The sequence below is a fragment of the Bradyrhizobium sp. P3_C3 genome (genome assembly GCF_056402655.1).
The window spans coordinates 12,462-29,840 of the sequence record NZ_JBFUGY010000063.1; the positions used below are offsets into that span (position 1 = coordinate 12,462).

Consider the following 17,379-nt stretch of genomic DNA (forward strand, 5'->3'; position numbering starts at 1 on the left):
CTCAGAACTGCTCGACAAAATTCCTGAGGAGCGCCATGCCGAAGCGGTGGCTCTTCTCGGGATGGAACTGTGCACCGATCAAATTGTCGCGCTGGAACGCGGCGGTAAAGATGTTGGCGCCATAGACGAACGTCAGCAGCACGTCATCGGCCTTGCGGCAGATGACGTGGAAGGAGTGCGCGAAATAAAATCGCGGCTCTGACGGGAATTGCGCGGTCAGCGCCGACGGCTTGACCGCGGTCACCTCGTTCCAGCCCATGTGCGGGACCTTGATTTCGGGATCCGACGCTTGGTCGAAGCGCTTGGCACGGGCCTCGATCCAGCCAAGCCCGGAGAGCTCGCCCTCCTCGCTGCCCTCCGTCATCAGCTGCATGCCGAGACACACGCCGAGCGTCGGGACCCGCTCCATCAGTACCTTCTGGTTCAACGCCGGAACCATGCCCGATTGCTGTAGCTTGCGCATGCCGGCATCAAACGCGCCGACGCCCGGCACGATGATCTTAGTTGCGTCCGCCAGATCCTGCGGAACGGACGCAATCCTGGAGGCGGCGCCAAGTTTCTTCAGCATGTTCCGCATCGAGCCGAGATTGCTGGTGCCGTAGTCGACGATGGTAATCACTGGACGCTGCCTGTACGAGGCGAGGCACATTCCTCGAGGACGGCGCGCAGGCTCGCAACATGGTTGCTGTGGAAGTAGTAGTCGGAGGTTTGTGCAGGCACCGCACCCCAGCCGCCGCTTGCGACTAGGTCGGCCAGCGCCTGCGGGCTCTGGATCAAGAGGGCGTCGCCGCACTCGGCAAGGTCGCGCACGAGTTCGTGACTCGGCAGGGTGATGATCGCGGTCGGCGTTCCGATGCCGAGCGCCTCGAAATGACACGCTGAGGAGATGCTGAGATGGAGGTCCGACATCGCGATCATCTCGAACGTGTCCGGTTTCGAATTTCCCTGCCACAGCACCACGCGCGGGTCTCCAGAAAACCTCGCGCCATAGTGGCTGGCGTCCGCCTCATATCCGGGATGCAGGCGAATATTGAGTTCGAATCGGCAGGAACAAAGCTTGAGGAAGTCGGCAACGAAATCAGCAAGTCGCTCGGCAGCGATGCCCTGCGAGGTTAGCGTCAAGACCGGCTTGGCCGGATCGGCGACAAACCGTCGCTCGCGCAAGCCCCGGCTGGCTTCGATCATGGGAGCGCCGATCGGGCGAATCCGGCCGAGCCTGCCGAGCGCGGAATGTTCTAGGAGCTTCATCCAGTAGGCGCCATAGACGGTGAGCAGCTCGGGCAGCATGACGGCTCGCTGGTCGCAGCTAAGCGCCTCGCCGGTAAGGTTGTCGGGATGCTTGTCGCTGAAGATTCCATGCTGCATTTCGATGAACGGGATACCGAGACTGTTGGCCGCCAAAAATAGCGCGAACTGCCCGGAATTTGGAACCAGCAAGCAGCGCGGTCGGAGCCTTTTTAGCACGAGACGGTAGAGCCGAACCCGCCACTTTAGGACGCTGAACTTGCGGCGGATCCGCTCCGCCGAGAACTCGGGAAGCTTGAGATCTTTCTCAATGAGCTCGGAAAGCCGCCGGAACGCTGGATCGTCCCTGGCGGGAAAAAGCCGACCAAGCGCCGCGCTCACGGCGACCACAGAGGTGTCGCTGAACACGGGCTTGCGGTAGGCATGCCTTTCGTTCTGGGCGAAGCCGCGGGCATCGGCATAGAGCATCTTGGCGCCCCCAGCAATCTGATCGATTACTGGGTCGAAATAGATGTCGTGCCAACCCCGCTCGTCGAACATCCGCAGCGCCGACGTCACGGTCGCGCCGAGAAAATCGAGCTCGCGGGGTGCAACCGCAAACTGGCGGATCGCGCCGAACAGGCTTGCTACGATCTCGCCGGTCGGAACCGAGGGCCGCTGCAAGCCGAGGTTCTGAAGGATGAACGAGATCTCGAAGCGCAGCAGCCGCCACAGCGAAATGTCGTCGACTATCAGCCCGAATGCGTCATTGCGGCGCTCGAAATCCTCCAGGATAGAGGCGACCTCCGCTTCCGACCGGGTGACGGAAGCCCCATTCATCATGCGACGCCGAAAATGTCCGCGACAAGTTTCATCGAATGCCAGGAGTCATCGATAGTGGCGAGGTTGGCCGGCTCGCCGCGGGTGGCCGCCAGCGCCTGCCCGGCCTGATAGCGCAAACCGGGCTTGAAGGTCTTGTCATCGGCATCGATCTCGAGCTGGTTGACGGTGCGCGTACCTCGTAACTGAACCGAGATCTGCTCCAGCGGCCGCATCTCGACGCGCTGGTCGGCAGTATTGACGCTGACGATCCACGGCCCCGGACCATTCCAGACGCCCTCGTAAAGACCAATATCGCCGCTCGTGAAATTGACCTTGGCGAGCACTAGTCCCGGCGCCTGCGGATTCCAAGGCACCAACGGCTCGACACCGGCGATCTCGCCGCGACCAAGTACGCGGAAATAGTCGATAAGGTGGATCGAGTTCGCGAACATGAAGTTGCGCGCCACCAGTTCCGGTTGTTTGTTGACCTCGATAGCCGCCTGCTGGTCCTGCTGGTCGATTACTTTAATGAAGCGCGGCGAGGAATCCTTAGAGAGCACCGTAACCGCCTGGCGCGTGCTCGAATAGGCACGCCGGTTGAGCGCGACGAAAGCGCGGCGGCCGGAGCGTCGCGCGGCATCGCGGATCCGCGTAGCATCGGCGAGATCATAACCTGCGGGCTTTTCCAGCAGCACTGTCCACGGATAGGCGAAGCAGGCGCCGGCGACCTCCGCCATCGAAAGCTCGACAACGGTGACAACGACGAGATCGGCCTGCGTCTTCTGATAGAGCTCGGCGACGGAGTCGAAGACTTTCGTGTGGTAGGTGGCAGCGAGCCTTTCGGCCCTGGTGCGCGTGCGACTGAAGATGCCGGCGATGGCGACGCCGGGCAGGCCCGCGAACGCTCGCATATGCTCCTCGGCCATATAACCCGCACCGACAAAGGCGACTTTTGTTTCTACCACGATACTGCTCTCCTCAGGCCCAGGCGAATGTCCGCGTGCTCGGCAAGCCGCCGGTGAGCGCGACCGCTCGACCGTCGCTCTCCCCCGATATATTGGCCGCCACCAGGGCCGCTACGGCGTGACGTCCGCTGTCGCCGTCCGGATACGAGCCTTCTGCCAACATCGCCTTCCAGAGTGCTAAGGTCGGCCCGGTGACTTCCGCCTGCGCAATTTTGCGCTGAAACTCGTCAGCTGGCATGCCATAGCGCGTCGTGGGAAGATCACGGTACTCCGCCTGCCGGTGAATGGCCCGAACATGGCCGGCTAGTTCGTCGACCAGGATCTGCCCATGGCGGCAAGCATAGACCACCTCGATGCCATGGCCGAGATCGCCGCCGAGCTCCATTAGCAGGCGCACTCCGGAGGCCGTCGCGCCACGCAACTGGCCCGAGCAGTCGACATATTGGGAGCCGCGGGGGTTTGGCACGTTGCTCGGATCGAACCAGGCCGAAATTTGGGCGATCGACTCCCCCGTCAGATAACGAAACGCCTCGAAATAGTGTGAACCATTCATGGCGAGGCCGAAATTACCTGCCGTCACAACCATCGACCGCAGCCCACCGAATTCGGCCGCATCGATTAAGCCCTTGATATTAGTGTACTGCTCCATAAAACGCATCTGGTGATTAACGGCCAGCTTTGCGCCAACCGCGCGGCAGGCAGCTATCATACGGTCGCACTCCTCCAGGGAAGACGCCATCGGTTTCTCGCATAAGATGTAGCGCGCCCCTGCCGCAGCAGCGGCACAGACATATTGGCAATGGCTGGGTGCCGTCGTCGAAACGACGACCGCGTCGGGCCGGACGGCGTCTAGCATCCCTTCAGCTTGGTCAAATACGATCGCCTTATCGACATCGCACTCGGCGAACGTGGTCACGATCGCCTCTGGTGACTGATCGAACACTCCAGCGAGCGTGAAACCAGCACTGCGGGCCGCGGCAATATGCCTGCGGCCCATGCGCCCAACGCCGATTACGCAAATCTTCATCTCAGTCTCCGACTACGGCCTAAAGTTCGGAAAAGTAGCTTCAAGAAGGCGTGAAGGCCCAAGTCCGGGCCTTTGCTACGCTGATTGAACGATCAAGACAACCTAAGTCTCTTGCTCAGGAAGACTAATCTCGGAGCGGGACGGCAAGCTAGCGCCTGATCGCAACCTCCAACTAGTCGGCACCGTCGCTCCGATCAGAGGCGCCTTGTACGACGACGGCGATCGCGTTGACGATCTCGACTCGGATCGACGTTTAGTTCCGCCGAACTTTTAGAGAATTCCTCGGCAATTTCGCACAGCACCTGCGGCGCCTCGACACGAACCTAGCCACATCTTCATAAGATGCGCTAGAGAGAGAGAGAGAGAGAGAGAGAGAGAGAGAGAGAGAGAGAGAGAGCTAAAGCCACACGAACTGGCAACGAAGCCTAAAAACACATGGCGACATCGCAACACGATCGTCCAAATGTTTCTCCTTGGTACTAGCCCGTATCATGTCTTTGTCACTTCACTGACCAAGGCCGCAAAGCGCCGCGGCAGCTCCTCATCGAGAATTCCCCAACGATGCATCACGCTCTGCTGTCGCCGGGTCACAGATGCCGCGAACGATGGATCATCAACAAAGCGCACAAGCAGATCACGAAAATCTACTAGCGATTCCACGTGAATGACTCCGCCCACCTCTTCGTAGTCGTCATAGCGGTAGCGATAAGTGTCGTAGTTGATCACCGGGACTCCGCAAGCGATGGCCCAGCGTATGGTGGCGGATATCGACGCAACATACAGATCGCATAGCGGTATCAGCTCGGCGGTCGGTTGCCTGCTGAATCGGATGTTCTCCGCAGCAAACTTCTGAAGTCGATCGATCGAGACGCGCGGGTGCGGCCTGATCAGAACGTTCGCAAGACCCGCCAGTGCCCTGAAGCTTTCTATCCAAGCATCTATCAGCGCATCATAATTTGGAAACTCAAAATCTCTATCTTCGCTTCCGAATTGATCGGGAGGAAATCCGCAAAGGACGAGCGGACGATCCGGCGCAAAACCGTGCCTGGCCAGAAGTTCAAGCCTCAGCTCTGATCTGTTGACGGCACTCTGGCGCAAAATTGCGCTGTTTATGTCGCCCACCACAGCGAGCTGGCCAGCCGGGAATCCGAGCTGCAAATACTTATCGCGCTGAGCTTCGCTATCAAGTGCGATCCTTGCCGCCTGCCCGCGGTTCAGTATCCAGGGGGCTGGGGAGGATTGGCCGAACGCCTCCAAGGTTAAGGCAGTGAAAGCCGGAACTCGGAGCAAATTCTGGTCATCGAGTCGATAGCACCATTTGGGAAAGACATGGCTCACGAGTCGAGCCAATAAGCCTCTAACCTGATTTAGCTCCCGATGACGATAGGATTTTGCAGGTTCCAGAGGATTCGGAATCGTAAACGGAATAATGACGCTTGGAATACCCTGCCTGCGGCCTTCATTGACGATTGTCGTCGAAAGCGTTTCGACGTTGTCCTCCGCCAGAATGATTACATCCGGGCGAACCTTGTGGAGAAATGTTCGCAGTCTCCGCGCCTTCTGCCATGCCCAAAGGAGCTCGGCACTCGCGGCCGCCAGCGGGATCCGCCGAGCCCAATAGCGAGCACGGCTGGGCAGTGATGCGGGGTTGCGCAATATGGAGTAGACATTCCTCAGCGTTTCAGAGCGAGCCAATATTTTACGAAACCCAAGCAGCTCAATTCTACGACGCGGCTTGGTCGCGACAGTCCGTTGATTAATCTGATCGCTAGCGTCCTTCGAACGACTAGCAAACCGTGTTGAGATGAAGAATAAGCTTTCTTGCCTATAGAGCTCGTAATTTGCGAATGCATTGTCGATATGAATACTTCTATCCACGACCATTATGATCTGCGCGCCGAGCTCAGCACGCAGCATTTCAGTCGCCGCAACGCAGTGCGGGACCGCCGTATTCGTATCCGCATAGCATAAGACGCGGAGAGGCCGCATAGGCTTTTCGTCCTTCCGGAACTCGAAATAGGCGGACCTGATCCGCCGATGCGAACCGAGCATTCTGTCAATTAGCACTCACAGCCGGAGCGTCATCATCGATAAGGTCCAGCGACTGCGATTCGATCATTTCCCAATAGATCCCCCGCTTTTGGACGAGCTCTTTGTGGCTTCCTGTTTCGACAACTCGCCCTCCTTGGAGAAGAAAAATAGTATCTGCACGTCTTACCGTAGACAACCGGTGAGCAATTACGATCATCGTCTTTCGGCGCGAAAGACTCTCAAGCTGTCTCTGAATGGTTCGTTCGGTAAGAGTATCAAGAGCGCTTGTCGCCTCATCAAGGACAATGACGTCCGGATCGCGGACAAACGCGCGCGCGAGGGCTAATCGCTGGCGTTGCCCGCCTGAAAGGCGAGAACCCCTGTCTCCTAATGCCGTATCATACCCGTCAGGCAGCCCCTCAATCCAGTCCCCAATCGCAGCAAGTTGCGCCGCCGCGCGCAGCCGATCTTCCGAAACCTGCGTTCGCAAGCCAAAGCTGAGATTTGCACGAATGGTATCGTTTAGAACCACGACGTCTTGAGCGACGACGCCGAGGCGGGCCCACCAGGACTCTATCGCAAGGTCATTCAAGTCACGACCGTCGACTAAAATTCGGCCAGAGTTCGGCCGGTATAGGCGCGTGATCAGATTGATGATCGTCGACTTGCCTCCGCCAGAAGGGCCTACGATGGCAACCATATGGCCCTTGGGAACCACCAGATCGATCTTCTCTAGGACCTTCGGTCCATCCGGATTATACGAAAAGCTTAAATCTTCAATCCGTATCGCCTCGTTGAAATTCTCCAGTTTGACGCTCCCGTCACGTTCACGAGCACCGTCTGCGGCCGCCAGAAACGCGTCAAATTCCCTGAAGGCATCAAGGTGAATAATAATGTTGTTGCGCGAAATGCTGATGATGCTCAGCGGCCCTAATATGCGAAAAAGCAATAGAAAGAAAATCACTAAAACCCCGACCGCCTCCGCGGCGGTCTCGGCACGCAATGATCCTACCCCCATTACGATGACGCAGATCAGCAGGCCCCCTATCGTACTGAAGAATGGGACCGTCATGTTCTCTACCGCAACGGTCATGTCGCGGGCTTTTTGTAGCCTCTCGACCGCTGATTCTACGTCTCGCTGCACATCCGGAGTTGCTCCAGCGAGCCGAATCAACTTGGCGCCATTCAAGGTCTCGAAGAAAATTTGGCTGAACAGCTCGGTTGCCCGGGAAAGTTCCCGGCCGACACTATGAACAAGCCTCGTCGTCACTGCCCGGAAGATCAGGGTCGCTGCGATCACGTAGACACTCGCCACCACAACCAAAAGCGGCGACACTATCAACAAGACTAGAATGTAGCTCAGCACTACCGCACCGTTCGCAAGTAGGGTGGCGAAGAACCGGAGCGCGATGCCGATACGTGCGGGCTGATTGATCATGACGTTCGTCACAGCACCTGCGCCGATTGAATCGGTGAACTGCACGCTGGTTCTGACAAATGCCGAGTAGGCACGAAGGCGTAGGTGGAAATCGATCCGGTGCGGGATCGCGTAACCCACGAACTCCTGCGTAAATTGGAGTACCCCTCTCACCAGGACGACCATAGCCATAAGCCCGCCAGCCCATAGCAGGCGCTGACCGACTGGAAGAACATCAAATATCTCAGAAAAGCGACCAAGCAACGGAACGCTGGCGAATACATTTGTCTTGCCCATCGTCTGAAGCAATGGGACGAGTAAGAATACCCCAAAGCTCTCGGTCAGAGAGACGAATACCGCAAGAAAAATGAACAACAACAAGAGGCCGGCATGGCTCTTGCCATAGCGCAAAAGTAACGCCAGCAAGTCCTTGTAGGCTCGCAATTTACCTGACAAGTTCAGCCTCAAACCAAACTCCTTCGCGCGGTGCATGCGACGCCTTATTGCACCATCCGAAGGGACCTCCGACATAGCCGACACTAGCCGAGAAGAGGCGGCTGCTTAAGCCGCTCCGCCAGCGAACACACTGCAACACACCAACCTCGCGGGCCACGACATCCAGCATATCTTGCGTAGGCCACGGCTTACAGGTAAAGCCTGCCGACGCTTCTGCAGTTTTCAGTCGTTAGATCAGCAACATTCCCAGCAATCGTTTCATGACTTGGCCGCTCCGCGCTCTTACCGGAGGTGACCATTCCTTCTAACCAGGAACGAAGTGGGTTCGGAGAGAGGCGGATCGAGTCTGAAGCGAGCGATCGCGGTGCTTACCTTTCGCCTGCTTTGCCGGCCCCATGCTGGCGACCTGTAGCTGCACAATCCTCATGGCTAGAAGCCCTTGACGTCGAGCTAAACGCCTACAGGGGCACGAAATAAATGTCAACGCTGAGCGATCGAACCGTTGCCGCCGTTGTGCCGCCGGTTGTCTGCCACAACCTCAGCTCGCACACCGGCAATCCCGGTTATGCCTCACACGGCCGCTCACTTGGCCGAAGCACTCCTGGCAGCCGGCCGACACGTCCAGGTAATCGACTGCCTCGGCCTTCAGCCGAACCATCGGCAGGTTGTTGATAATTTCATACCGATGAGCGTCGATGAACGATGGGTGACAGCGCACTTGGGAGTGGGCGTGAGAGTATGCCACATTTGCCGCAGAACGATCGACGAATTTGTTGCGGTCGAAGGGCGAATTCCGCGCATCAATAGAGAGCGGCCCGAAACTCGCATCGCTCTCTTCGAGGATTATACAGGCGGTCACCTGGTACTCGCTTCGCCATGTTGCGTAGAATGTATCCTTACAGAGTGGAAACTATCGATCCTTCCTTACGGTCGATTGTGTCTACAGCAGCACATGTCCGTGCAGCTTTGAGCTCGTTTACGATGCTCGAACTCGCAGACAGCCGCAGCAAAAATCCACTCGCAACGATCGATTATGAAGGTGACGGTCGAGCTCGGTCCCGACCGCCGCCAGCGCGCCGTCCGCGTCGTCGAGCTCTTTCTTGGTCGCATCCCAGAAGGCCAAGATAAGTCGGAGCGCCGTTCGGGCCTTGTGTGCACCTGATCACTCTGTATCAACAGTTTTCGTCCTGCCGGATGACTCCGAAGCCCTGCTTGAACGCGCGGTCCTTGGCCCGGCGCATCGCTTCAACAACGGTCGAGTTCGGGCGACATGATCGGCCGATCGCCCTGCTGCATGGCCCGCTGGTAGCCTGCGTGGTTGACGACGCGCTAAATCTGATCGATGGCATCCGCTTCCGCCGCGGCATCGGGATAATGGAACGTGCGGCGCTACGCGCGACGACGAGATTCTTTTCCGAGGCTGTTGGCTGGCGGCCTGAGCTCGCTTCAGCGGAGTATCGACAACCGCCTCGTCGACGATTTTAAAGGAGCGCGACGGCCGGAACGAATGCCAGACGCTCGAAATTGCGAGATAGCGAACTTTCGACCTTGGCGGGTGGAAGGACCTCAGCTTCACGGTTAGCTTGCCATTAGAGGAGTTTCGTATTTACCGAAGTGAGGGCATTGAGATTTAGGATGAGGGCTCCTTATGGGCGGCTTGCTTGCGATTGCGTTGCAGTGCTAGGCTGGAACAACTCCCTAAAGTTCCACCAATGCAAACATCCCCTAAACACAGACCGGAAATCGATGGTCTCCGGGCGGTGGCCGTTCTGCCCGTCGTTCTGTTCCACGGTCAAGTCCCAGGTTTCAGCGGCGGATATCTTGGCGTCGATGTCTTCTTTGCGATCTCTGGCTATTTGATCACCCAGCTTCTGCTTGACGACCTCGATCAAGGGCGCTTGTCGATACGTTCGTTCTATGAGCGAAGGGCGAGGCGTATCCTGCCAGCCCTGTTCTTGATGCTCGTTGCAAGCGTTGCGGTCGGCTTCATGATCCTGCCGCCGCAACCGTTCCTGGACCTTGCGAAGAGCACCGTGGCGGCAGTGTTTTTCGTAGCGAACGTGTATTTCCTGCAGACCACGAACTACTTCTCAGACCCCAGCGAGTTGCTCCCGCTGCTTCACACTTGGTCGCTGGCAGTCGAGGAGCAGTTCTATTTCCTGTTTCCACTCGTTCTTGTGTTGACGCATGTCTACGCCCGCAGGGCACTGTCTTTGATCCTTTACGCTGCTGCCGTCATTTTGCTTGTCGCCGCTTACCGTGAACACAGGATCGACCCAGCACGCGGCTTCTACCTATTTCAGTTCAGGGCCTGGGAGCTCTTGGCCGGAGCGGCCATGGCAACCATGCCGCGCTGGCAAAACAAGTTGCTGCCCCCAATCGGGCTATTGACGGTCCTTGCCTCGGTCCTGTTTCTAGGCAATCCATCCGGCTTCGGCTCCGGCTCCTTACTCGCGGTCTTGGGCACGGCGTTGATTCTTGGCTTCGGCGGGACCGACACGGCGTCGCGTATCTTGTCGCTGCCGCCGCTGGTCTATATCGGGTCGATCTCTTACGCACTCTATCTTTGGCATCAGCCGGTCTTTGCCTTCGCAAGACACACGCTGATAAACGCGCCAAGCCCCGCAACAATAGCCTCGCTTATCCTTTTATCCGGCGCTTTGGCCGCCCTAAGCACCCGCTACGTTGAACTGCCCCTGCGCAGAGCCGCAACGTTCCGTAGCGTCGCAACTGCGTCCATTTCTGCAGCGGCGTTCTTAACGATCGCCTGCGTACTGATCGTTCGGTCCGCAGGGCTTCCTCAGCGCTACACCGCGGACCAAGTCGCCATACTCAACGCCAAGCCAGAGCGCGGTATTGCCTTCGTCGATGGCAAATCGTGCCGCAGGCCGATCGCAGAGGCTTGCGTGATCGGCGCCAAGGTGGCGCCTACCTTCGCAGTCGTCGGCGACAGCCACGCCGATGCGCTGACTGGGCCGCTCGGCGATATGCTGTCCAAGCACGGACTAGCCGCCTCGGTATATACCAACCCCGGATGCCCGTTTATCGCCGAGGTTATCGAGGTAGTCGATCTATACCATTGCAGCGGGCTTATGAACGGCGTCTTTGCCGCACTGAAACTCCACGACATCAAGAACCTGATCGTGAATGATCGCAGCACAGCCTACATTGCTGGAACACGTTTCGATAACGGCGAAGGTGGCGTCGAGCCTGGGGCTCCCTTCCCCGTCACCCCTATCGGATTTTCCGGCTCAGACCCGAAGCGTCAAGAGGTAACACTTGCGGCGATGCGCTCAACCCTGCTCAAGCTGCTCGACTCTGGAGTGACGATCTATCACGTCTTGCCCATCCCCGAGGTCGGCTGGCACGTTCCACGAACGCTGGCGAAGCTAACGGCGAGACATGCGCCCCCAATAACGACCAGCTTGCAGCGGTATTTGGAACGCAACGCACCAGTACTAGGATTGGCGGCCGAACTCTCCGCGAACCCGCGATATCACCCGGTTTATCCTCACCGCGTTCTCTGTGATGGTGGCCGCTGCCGAACCGTCTTTAATGGGACGGTCCTCTACACTGACACCGACCATCTAAGCTCTGATGGAGCCGCTTTGATCGCTCCTGAGATCAGCAAGCTTCTGGAGGTCCACCATGCCGATCGGTGACCACTTCTTCAGGAAGAAGCTGCGGGATGATATGGCCGCTCACAATGGGCGCGTGCGCATCTTCATCATTGGCGTGTTCTTATTGGTGAGGTCCTTCTCAAGCCGCCTGGCGCCCCTGAGCCGCTCCGGCAATGCGGTGAAGACCTAGGAGTCTCCAACTAAAGCATGGTTGCTCGTGCCGTGCGGTGAAAAACGTCGCATCCCCGCAATCAAGTTGASTTCGCGCCGATCGTTGATTCACATCGCCCCCGAAGGAAAAAACAGGGCTGGAGGAATGAAACGCGCTCAGTAGGGCGAAACAGAGGGTCGCCGCGCAAGCGCGACGAGTATAGCCCGCCTGAGGAAGTCGACCAGGTCGCCCCGACAGCGAGCGAGCTCTATTCGCCTGAACCCTACGACAAGCTTCATCCGGCCGAGACGCTAGCGCGCAGACCGTTCCACAATTTCGGATCCGGCAGCTGGAGGCATCCGCACTGGACCAACGTGGACTACCACAGCGACTATTACGGCTATCAAAGCGAGCTGATCGACATCGCCTGGGACATCACCTCCGGCGCGCCGGTCGCGGTCGCAGATGTAAGCGCCGAGCTGGTCTACTGCAGCCATACCGTCGAGCACCTGCAGGACGACCACGTCGATCACCTGCTCGCCGGGGCGCAGCGCATCCTCAACCCCGGAGGCGTGATCCGCGTCACCACGCCAAATGCCGAGCAGTTCTACTGGGCCTATCGCCCGCGCGACAGCTACATCAACTTCCACTATGGTCACGCCTTCCCGTTCGGCGCCGGCGATCACACATACTCAGTGCCGCGCATGTCGATCTGGATCATCAACGAAGTTGCGACCCAGCTCGTCCAGGGCGTCGGCGGCGAGGAGCGCCGCGGCGCTATTCTGCGCGACAAGCCGGGCGAGATCGATGCGATCTTTGCCGGGGCCTCCTGCATGGAAGAGGCCCTTAGCAAGCTGTGCGGCATGGTCGACTTTGAGCTGCAGCGCGAGGTGCCCGGCCAGCACGTCAACTGGTGGACCGTCGACAAGATACGCGAGGCCTATCGCCGCGCCGGCTTTGCGCACGCCGTCGTCACCGTCGCCGGGCGACAGCATCGTGCCAGAGATGCGAGACCGGCGCTATTTCGACCTCGTCGATCCGACGTCTCAGTACTCGTAGACGCGGTCAAATAACTCTAGCTCGGATCGACAAGCACGAACGGAACCGACTTCATCGGGAGCAGTTACCTCCGCGGAGGAGGAACTTACGATGAAAACCGCGATCGCTGCAGCTCTGGCATTAACTGCAATCCTTTCGTCCTTCGATTCTGCGTCAGCCCAAGTACAGGCTCGCTGGCGCTACGATGGCTCTGCGGTTTGCCCTGAAGGTCACGACTTTGCTCGCGGTGCCTGTTGGCCACGTGGCGGCTTCCGCGGAAGCTATGCACGCGGTGGGAGCCACGCGGTTCGGCCGCATTGGACCCGTAGCGGCTCCGCCGTCTGTCCTGAGGGCTTCGACTACTATGGCGGCGTGTGCCGATCCCGCTACTAGCGCTGATCTAGAAAGGCCCGCCAGCGCTGGCCCACGAGCATTGTTGTCCACACCCACGACGAGGAGTAGCTCGCGATCATCCCGGACTACTAGGAAACGATAATTTGCGAGGTGCGTACGATACCGCTTTGATGGCGGCATCCCCGCCCTCACTCGCCGCTGCAACACCGACGACCCGCGCCGGGAGACTTGGCTGATCTATTACGGCGACGTTTGCATCGGCACGATCGGTCAGCGCGCCGGCGTGCCGATCGGCGCCGATCAATGGGGCTGGAGCTGCGGCTTTCATCCTGGACTAGAGCCGGGTCAGCAGAGGTCCGGCACAGTGGCGACCTTTGACCAGGCACGCACCGCATTCGAAGCCGCCTAGTCTGATCTGCTGCCGTCGATATCTCCGCGGGCATTCGATGCCTGGCGCCAGGATCGCGACAGCCGCACGGAGATGCGAGCCAAGCGCGCACGCGGCGAGAAGCTCGACAGCGAGATCCCAAGCTCAATGATGCGTTGCGTCTGCGGCGCGGTTCTTAACAGCTGGAAGCCCGAAGAGAGCTACCCGCACCGGGCACACATCTATGGCGCTCAGGAGTACAGCCCTTAGTTGTTGTATGATAGGGTCTCAAGCCAGCGGCGCGGAAAGTACCGTCCATGTTACAAAGCAGCGAGTTCTCTGATGGACACCGTCAAGGTAACGATCACATTGCCCGTCAACGGGACGCCTCTAGACCGAGCACAAGCCATTGCCGCGGCGATGTCTCAGAACGACGGCCTCGGAGCATACGCCTTGGGCAACTGATGGGCGATTTGCGCTCCTATAACGAGGCGGCCGAGGATGCGTGGGGACAGGAGATCAAGGTTCACGTCGATTCAGCCGGCAACGTCTTAACCCGGAAACGCTAACTCGCTGATCTTGGCCTACCGGCTGGCTTGCCGATGAACTGGCGGAGCGGCAGTCGGAACCGACTCCCCGCTTGCGGGGCTCGCATGCGCTCGCGTCAGCGCCTATTCAGCCCCATGCGTAACGCCTTCGAGTTCTGCCCGCCAACGGCCGCAAAGACTGTCCCCGCCGGACACGACTGACCCGCGAACAGCCGTTTGTGATCGATGGCGAGGCCGTCGTCCTCGGCGTCGATGGCATCTCCGACTTCAATGAACTGCACTCCCGCAAGCAATCGAGATGCTATAGTTGAAGTTGTTGTTGACCTCACAAGCAATGGAATCGTTCAGTACACCTGCAGCATTGAGCGCATCGTAGACCGGCTTAAGAAAGCTATTTGCGCTAGCCCCGATGCAACCATGGACAGGACCTGAGGGATCATTAATGCTCCCCTGGTGAAGCTTAATCCCCTCACGCCCAGCTGGCGGATCTGTCAGATTCCAGCTGTATGATCCGGCGAAAGTCCGCCCATATGTGAGGTGATAGTTGCCCGCCGCCCACGGGATAGCATCATCCCATCCCGCATTCGTTTGCTGGACAACGTCCACCCAATCCTTAATTGGATTCCCACTTCCGTCCGTAGCGGACAAAGCTTTGTTTCGGCGGCGGTAGCGTTCTGATCCGTGCAACTGTCGTCTATTTCCGCACGGAACGCGGCAAACTGGAACTACCTTCGTTTAGGCCAGTTCATGGAAAATTGAGCATTCGCCGTGTTTCCGGTTGACCGATCGCGGCAATGCAACTCAGAAGAGAGGTTGTTGATATCGGTTATTTGTCCCACGGTCAAAGCTGAGACTTAGCGTGAAACCTCCCTGTGAACGACGGATTGCTAACAGGTTGCAACTGGTCAACTGGAGCCTTGTGGCTGGATGTGCGTTGGCGCTCTGCATCGGGCTTGCCGTATCAACCTTCACGCTGGAAGGTTTGATAACGACGGAGGTCCTCACAGCGCCAGCGCTGGCGGTTGCCGGGTTGTGGCTCATTCGGCGGGGCTGGGGCGAGCGGCCGGCGTTTACCATGCTCGCATTTGCGCAGATGGGTTGTTTCGTGATCTTCGCGGTGCCGCTGTCGTATATCGGCTTGGGCGCCGGGATGCCGCTGCAGGACGCGAGATTTGCCGAGCTTGACCGATTGCTCGGCCTGGATTGGCCTGCGTATTTCCATTTTGCGATGGCCCGTCCGGAATTGCTGCTCTACGCCAAGTTCCTTTACGCAATGATCCTCGTGCCGGCCTTCGGCGTCCCGGTCGTACTGGGGCTGACGGGGCAATATATCCGTCTGCAGCAGTTCGTGATGGCGTCAATACTGGCGTTGTGCGTGGTGATTGTCGTCTCCTCCCTGCTTCCGGCGATCGGCACCTATTTCGAGTTCGGACTGCCCTCCGACACCGAACTTTTCAAGGCGAACGGATATGGAGGACAGGCGCGCGACATACCGATGCTGCGCGATGGAACGTTGCGGACTCTCAACCTTGCGAAGCTCGGCGGCATCCTCACCTTCCCGAGCTTTCACGCTGCCACGGCACTTCTCAGCATCTGGAGCTTATGGAGCATCTGGTGGCTGCGTCCCGCCCTGCTGATGCTGAATGCGGGAATGCTCGTCGCGACCCCGTTGGTCGGGGGGCATTACTTCGTGGATGTGATCGCGGGCGTGTCGGTGGCCGCGCTAACGATCCAGACGTCGAAAGGCCTGACGGCGGTCTTCGTTGCAAGTCCGCTGGCGGTCTCGACGGAGCCGAAATCGGCGGCACCGGGCCGGCTGGTCGCTCTTGCCTTCGCCACCACGTTTGTGCGGCCGAGCCGCCGGAACATGTCCCGGCATGCGATACGTCTATGAACGTCGGCTTGTGGCCCTTCTGCGACCTCGGGTAAGTCCGCTCTTCCGCCGCTGTTTGGGGGTTGAGCGGACATCAGTCGGCCAAGCCGCTTAATGATGGGGTGGACGCCCCGCCGACGGCATCGATGTGCCAAAGTGGAGGTGTTTAGCACCACTTAAGGGAGGCGTCCGTGTCGGAGGTTAGCATAATCGGTCTGGATATCGCCAAGCATGTTTTCCACGCTCATGGAGCGGACAGGAAAGGGCGAGCTATATTCAGCAAACGGATCAGCCGAGGAAAGCTGCTGGATTTCTTCGCGGCCCAGCCGAGTTGCACGGTAGCTCTGGAGGCATGTGGCGGAGCCCATCACTGGGCCCGTCAGCTCGCCCGGCTTGGCCATGAAGTTCGGCTGATCCCTCCCGCCTATGTAAAGCCCTTTGTGAAGCGGCAAAAGAACGACGCGATCGATGCCGAGGCGATCTGCGAAGCAGCGCAGCGGCCGAGCATGCGGTTCGTGGCCGTGAAGAGCGAACAGCAACAGGCGGCGGGTCTGGTGTTTCGGACCCGTGACCTGTTTGTGCGGCAGCGAACGCAGCTCATCAACGCGATCCGGGGACACCTCACTGAATATGGTTGGATCGCACCTAAGGGGCCTTCGCACGTGGCGATGCTTACCGACCTGATCGAGGAAGAAGAGATGGCCAGCTCGCTTCCCAAAGCGGCCCACGCCATGTTCCGATTGATGTTGGATCTGTTGGCCGAGCTCAATGGCAAGGTCGCGGACCTCGACCAGGAGATCGCGCGACGTGCTCGCGAGGACGAAGTATCGCGCCGGCTAATGACCGTTCCCGGCATTGGCCCAATCTCCGCCACCGCGATCGCCGCTCTAGCACCGCCAGCCGAGACCTTTGCCAAAGGCCGTGACTTCGCGGCATGGCTCGGTCTCACGCCTCTTCAAAGATCGACAGGCGGCAAGCAGAAGCTCGGTGCGACATCCAAGATGGGCGAACGCACGCTCAGGCGCCTCCTCATCATCGGCAGCAGCGCGGTCGTGCAACAGGCGAGCAAACGCGGCGCGCCAAGGGGTTCGTGGCTCGAACAGATGCTAGCTCGCAAGCCGCGCATGCTGGTAACGGTCGCGCTCGCGAACAAGATGGCGCGGATCGTCTGGGCGCTCCTTGTGAAGCAGGAGAACTACAGGGCTCCGGTTGCCGCCAAGGCGTGATCTTGGCGGGCCAGAGGTCGTCAGAGATGTAGTCGGTCGAAGGAGGGTATGGCGCAACAGTCGGCGAGACGGGGCCGGAAGAACCAGATGTACTCATCGTGCCTGGAGCACGCTTTTATGATTTGGTTCCGGTCTGCGAACTCCCATACGGGCCCGCAGCTTCATCGCTGCACCATCAGAGGCCGGACAGATGGCAGCATCCGACTACGTGCCGATCTTCTTCAAAAACCGCTTGCATCTCGCGGGGCGTCCACAGATGA

General features: G+C 59.0%; 12 protein-coding genes. 5 read left to right on the plus strand and 7 right to left on the minus strand.

Translation table 11 applies throughout. The annotated features are described in order from the left end of the window. Window position 1: 1 nt before the first annotated feature. The 7 genes from hisH to AC1DW2_RS39725 all read right to left on the minus strand — a co-directional run bounded on the left by hisH (window position 2) and on the right by AC1DW2_RS39725 (window position 8,801). On the minus strand, window positions 2-619 hold the full coding sequence (gene hisH / locus AC1DW2_RS39695) for an imidazole glycerol phosphate synthase subunit HisH (RefSeq protein ID WP_477008752.1): 618 nt from the start codon (window positions 617-619) through the stop codon (window positions 2-4). After that, window positions 616-2,064 carry a hypothetical protein gene (locus tag AC1DW2_RS39700; RefSeq protein ID WP_477008753.1) on the minus strand — a complete coding sequence of 483 codons (1,449 nt, stop codon included), beginning with the start codon at window positions 2,062-2,064 and terminating at the stop codon, window positions 616-618. Before AC1DW2_RS39700 ends, hisH begins: the two co-directional genes overlap by 4 nt. Next, window positions 2,064-3,011 (minus strand): Gfo/Idh/MocA family protein, encoded by a 948-nt coding sequence (locus AC1DW2_RS39705; protein ID WP_477008754.1) that lies wholly within the window; start codon window positions 3,009-3,011, stop codon window positions 2,064-2,066. The genes AC1DW2_RS39700 and AC1DW2_RS39705 overlap by 1 nt, the downstream gene beginning before the upstream one ends. Before the next feature lie 13 nt (window positions 3,012-3,024). After that, window positions 3,025-4,038 carry a Gfo/Idh/MocA family protein gene (locus AC1DW2_RS39710; RefSeq protein ID WP_477008755.1) on the minus strand — a complete coding sequence of 338 codons (1,014 nt, stop codon included), beginning with the start codon at window positions 4,036-4,038 and terminating at the stop codon, window positions 3,025-3,027. A 489-nt stretch (window positions 4,039-4,527) separates the two neighbouring features. After that, a complete protein-coding gene (locus AC1DW2_RS39715; protein WP_477008756.1) occupies window positions 4,528-5,955 on the minus strand; it encodes a hypothetical protein in 1,428 nt (475 codons plus the stop codon). 139 nt (window positions 5,956-6,094) lie between these two features. After that, window positions 6,095-7,978 (minus strand): ABC transporter ATP-binding protein, encoded by a 1,884-nt coding sequence (locus tag AC1DW2_RS39720; protein WP_477008757.1) that lies wholly within the window; start codon window positions 7,976-7,978, stop codon window positions 6,095-6,097. Window positions 7,979-8,480: 502 nt separating this feature from the next. Next, on the minus strand, window positions 8,481-8,801 hold the full coding sequence (locus AC1DW2_RS39725) for a hypothetical protein (protein WP_477008758.1): 321 nt from the start codon (window positions 8,799-8,801) through the stop codon (window positions 8,481-8,483). 853 nt (window positions 8,802-9,654) lie between these two features. On the opposite strand from AC1DW2_RS39725, the gene AC1DW2_RS39730 reads away from it, so the two are divergent. From AC1DW2_RS39730 to AC1DW2_RS39750, 5 genes are all read left to right on the plus strand, one after another. Then, window positions 9,655-11,604, plus strand: a complete 1,950-nt coding sequence (locus AC1DW2_RS39730) for an acyltransferase family protein (RefSeq protein WP_477008759.1) — start codon at window positions 9,655-9,657, stop codon at window positions 11,602-11,604. Continuing rightward, a complete protein-coding gene (locus AC1DW2_RS39735) occupies window positions 11,591-11,752 on the plus strand; it encodes a hypothetical protein (RefSeq protein WP_477008760.1) in 162 nt (53 codons plus the stop codon). Before AC1DW2_RS39730 ends, AC1DW2_RS39735 begins: the two co-directional genes overlap by 14 nt. 335 nt (window positions 11,753-12,087) lie before the next feature. After that, entirely contained in the window at window positions 12,088-12,786 is a 699-nt protein-coding gene (locus AC1DW2_RS39740; RefSeq protein ID WP_477008761.1) for a class I SAM-dependent methyltransferase, read from the plus strand. A gap of 2,129 nt (window positions 12,787-14,915) precedes the next feature. Continuing rightward, window positions 14,916-15,914: a phosphatase PAP2 family protein gene (locus AC1DW2_RS39745; RefSeq protein WP_477008762.1), complete on the plus strand. Its 999-nt coding sequence runs from the start codon at window positions 14,916-14,918 to the stop codon at window positions 15,912-15,914. A 170-nt stretch (window positions 15,915-16,084) separates the two neighbouring features. Beyond that, entirely contained in the window at window positions 16,085-17,119 is a 1,035-nt protein-coding gene (locus AC1DW2_RS39750) for an IS110 family RNA-guided transposase (RefSeq protein ID WP_441268013.1), read from the plus strand. Window positions 17,120-17,379 lie beyond the last annotated feature (260 nt).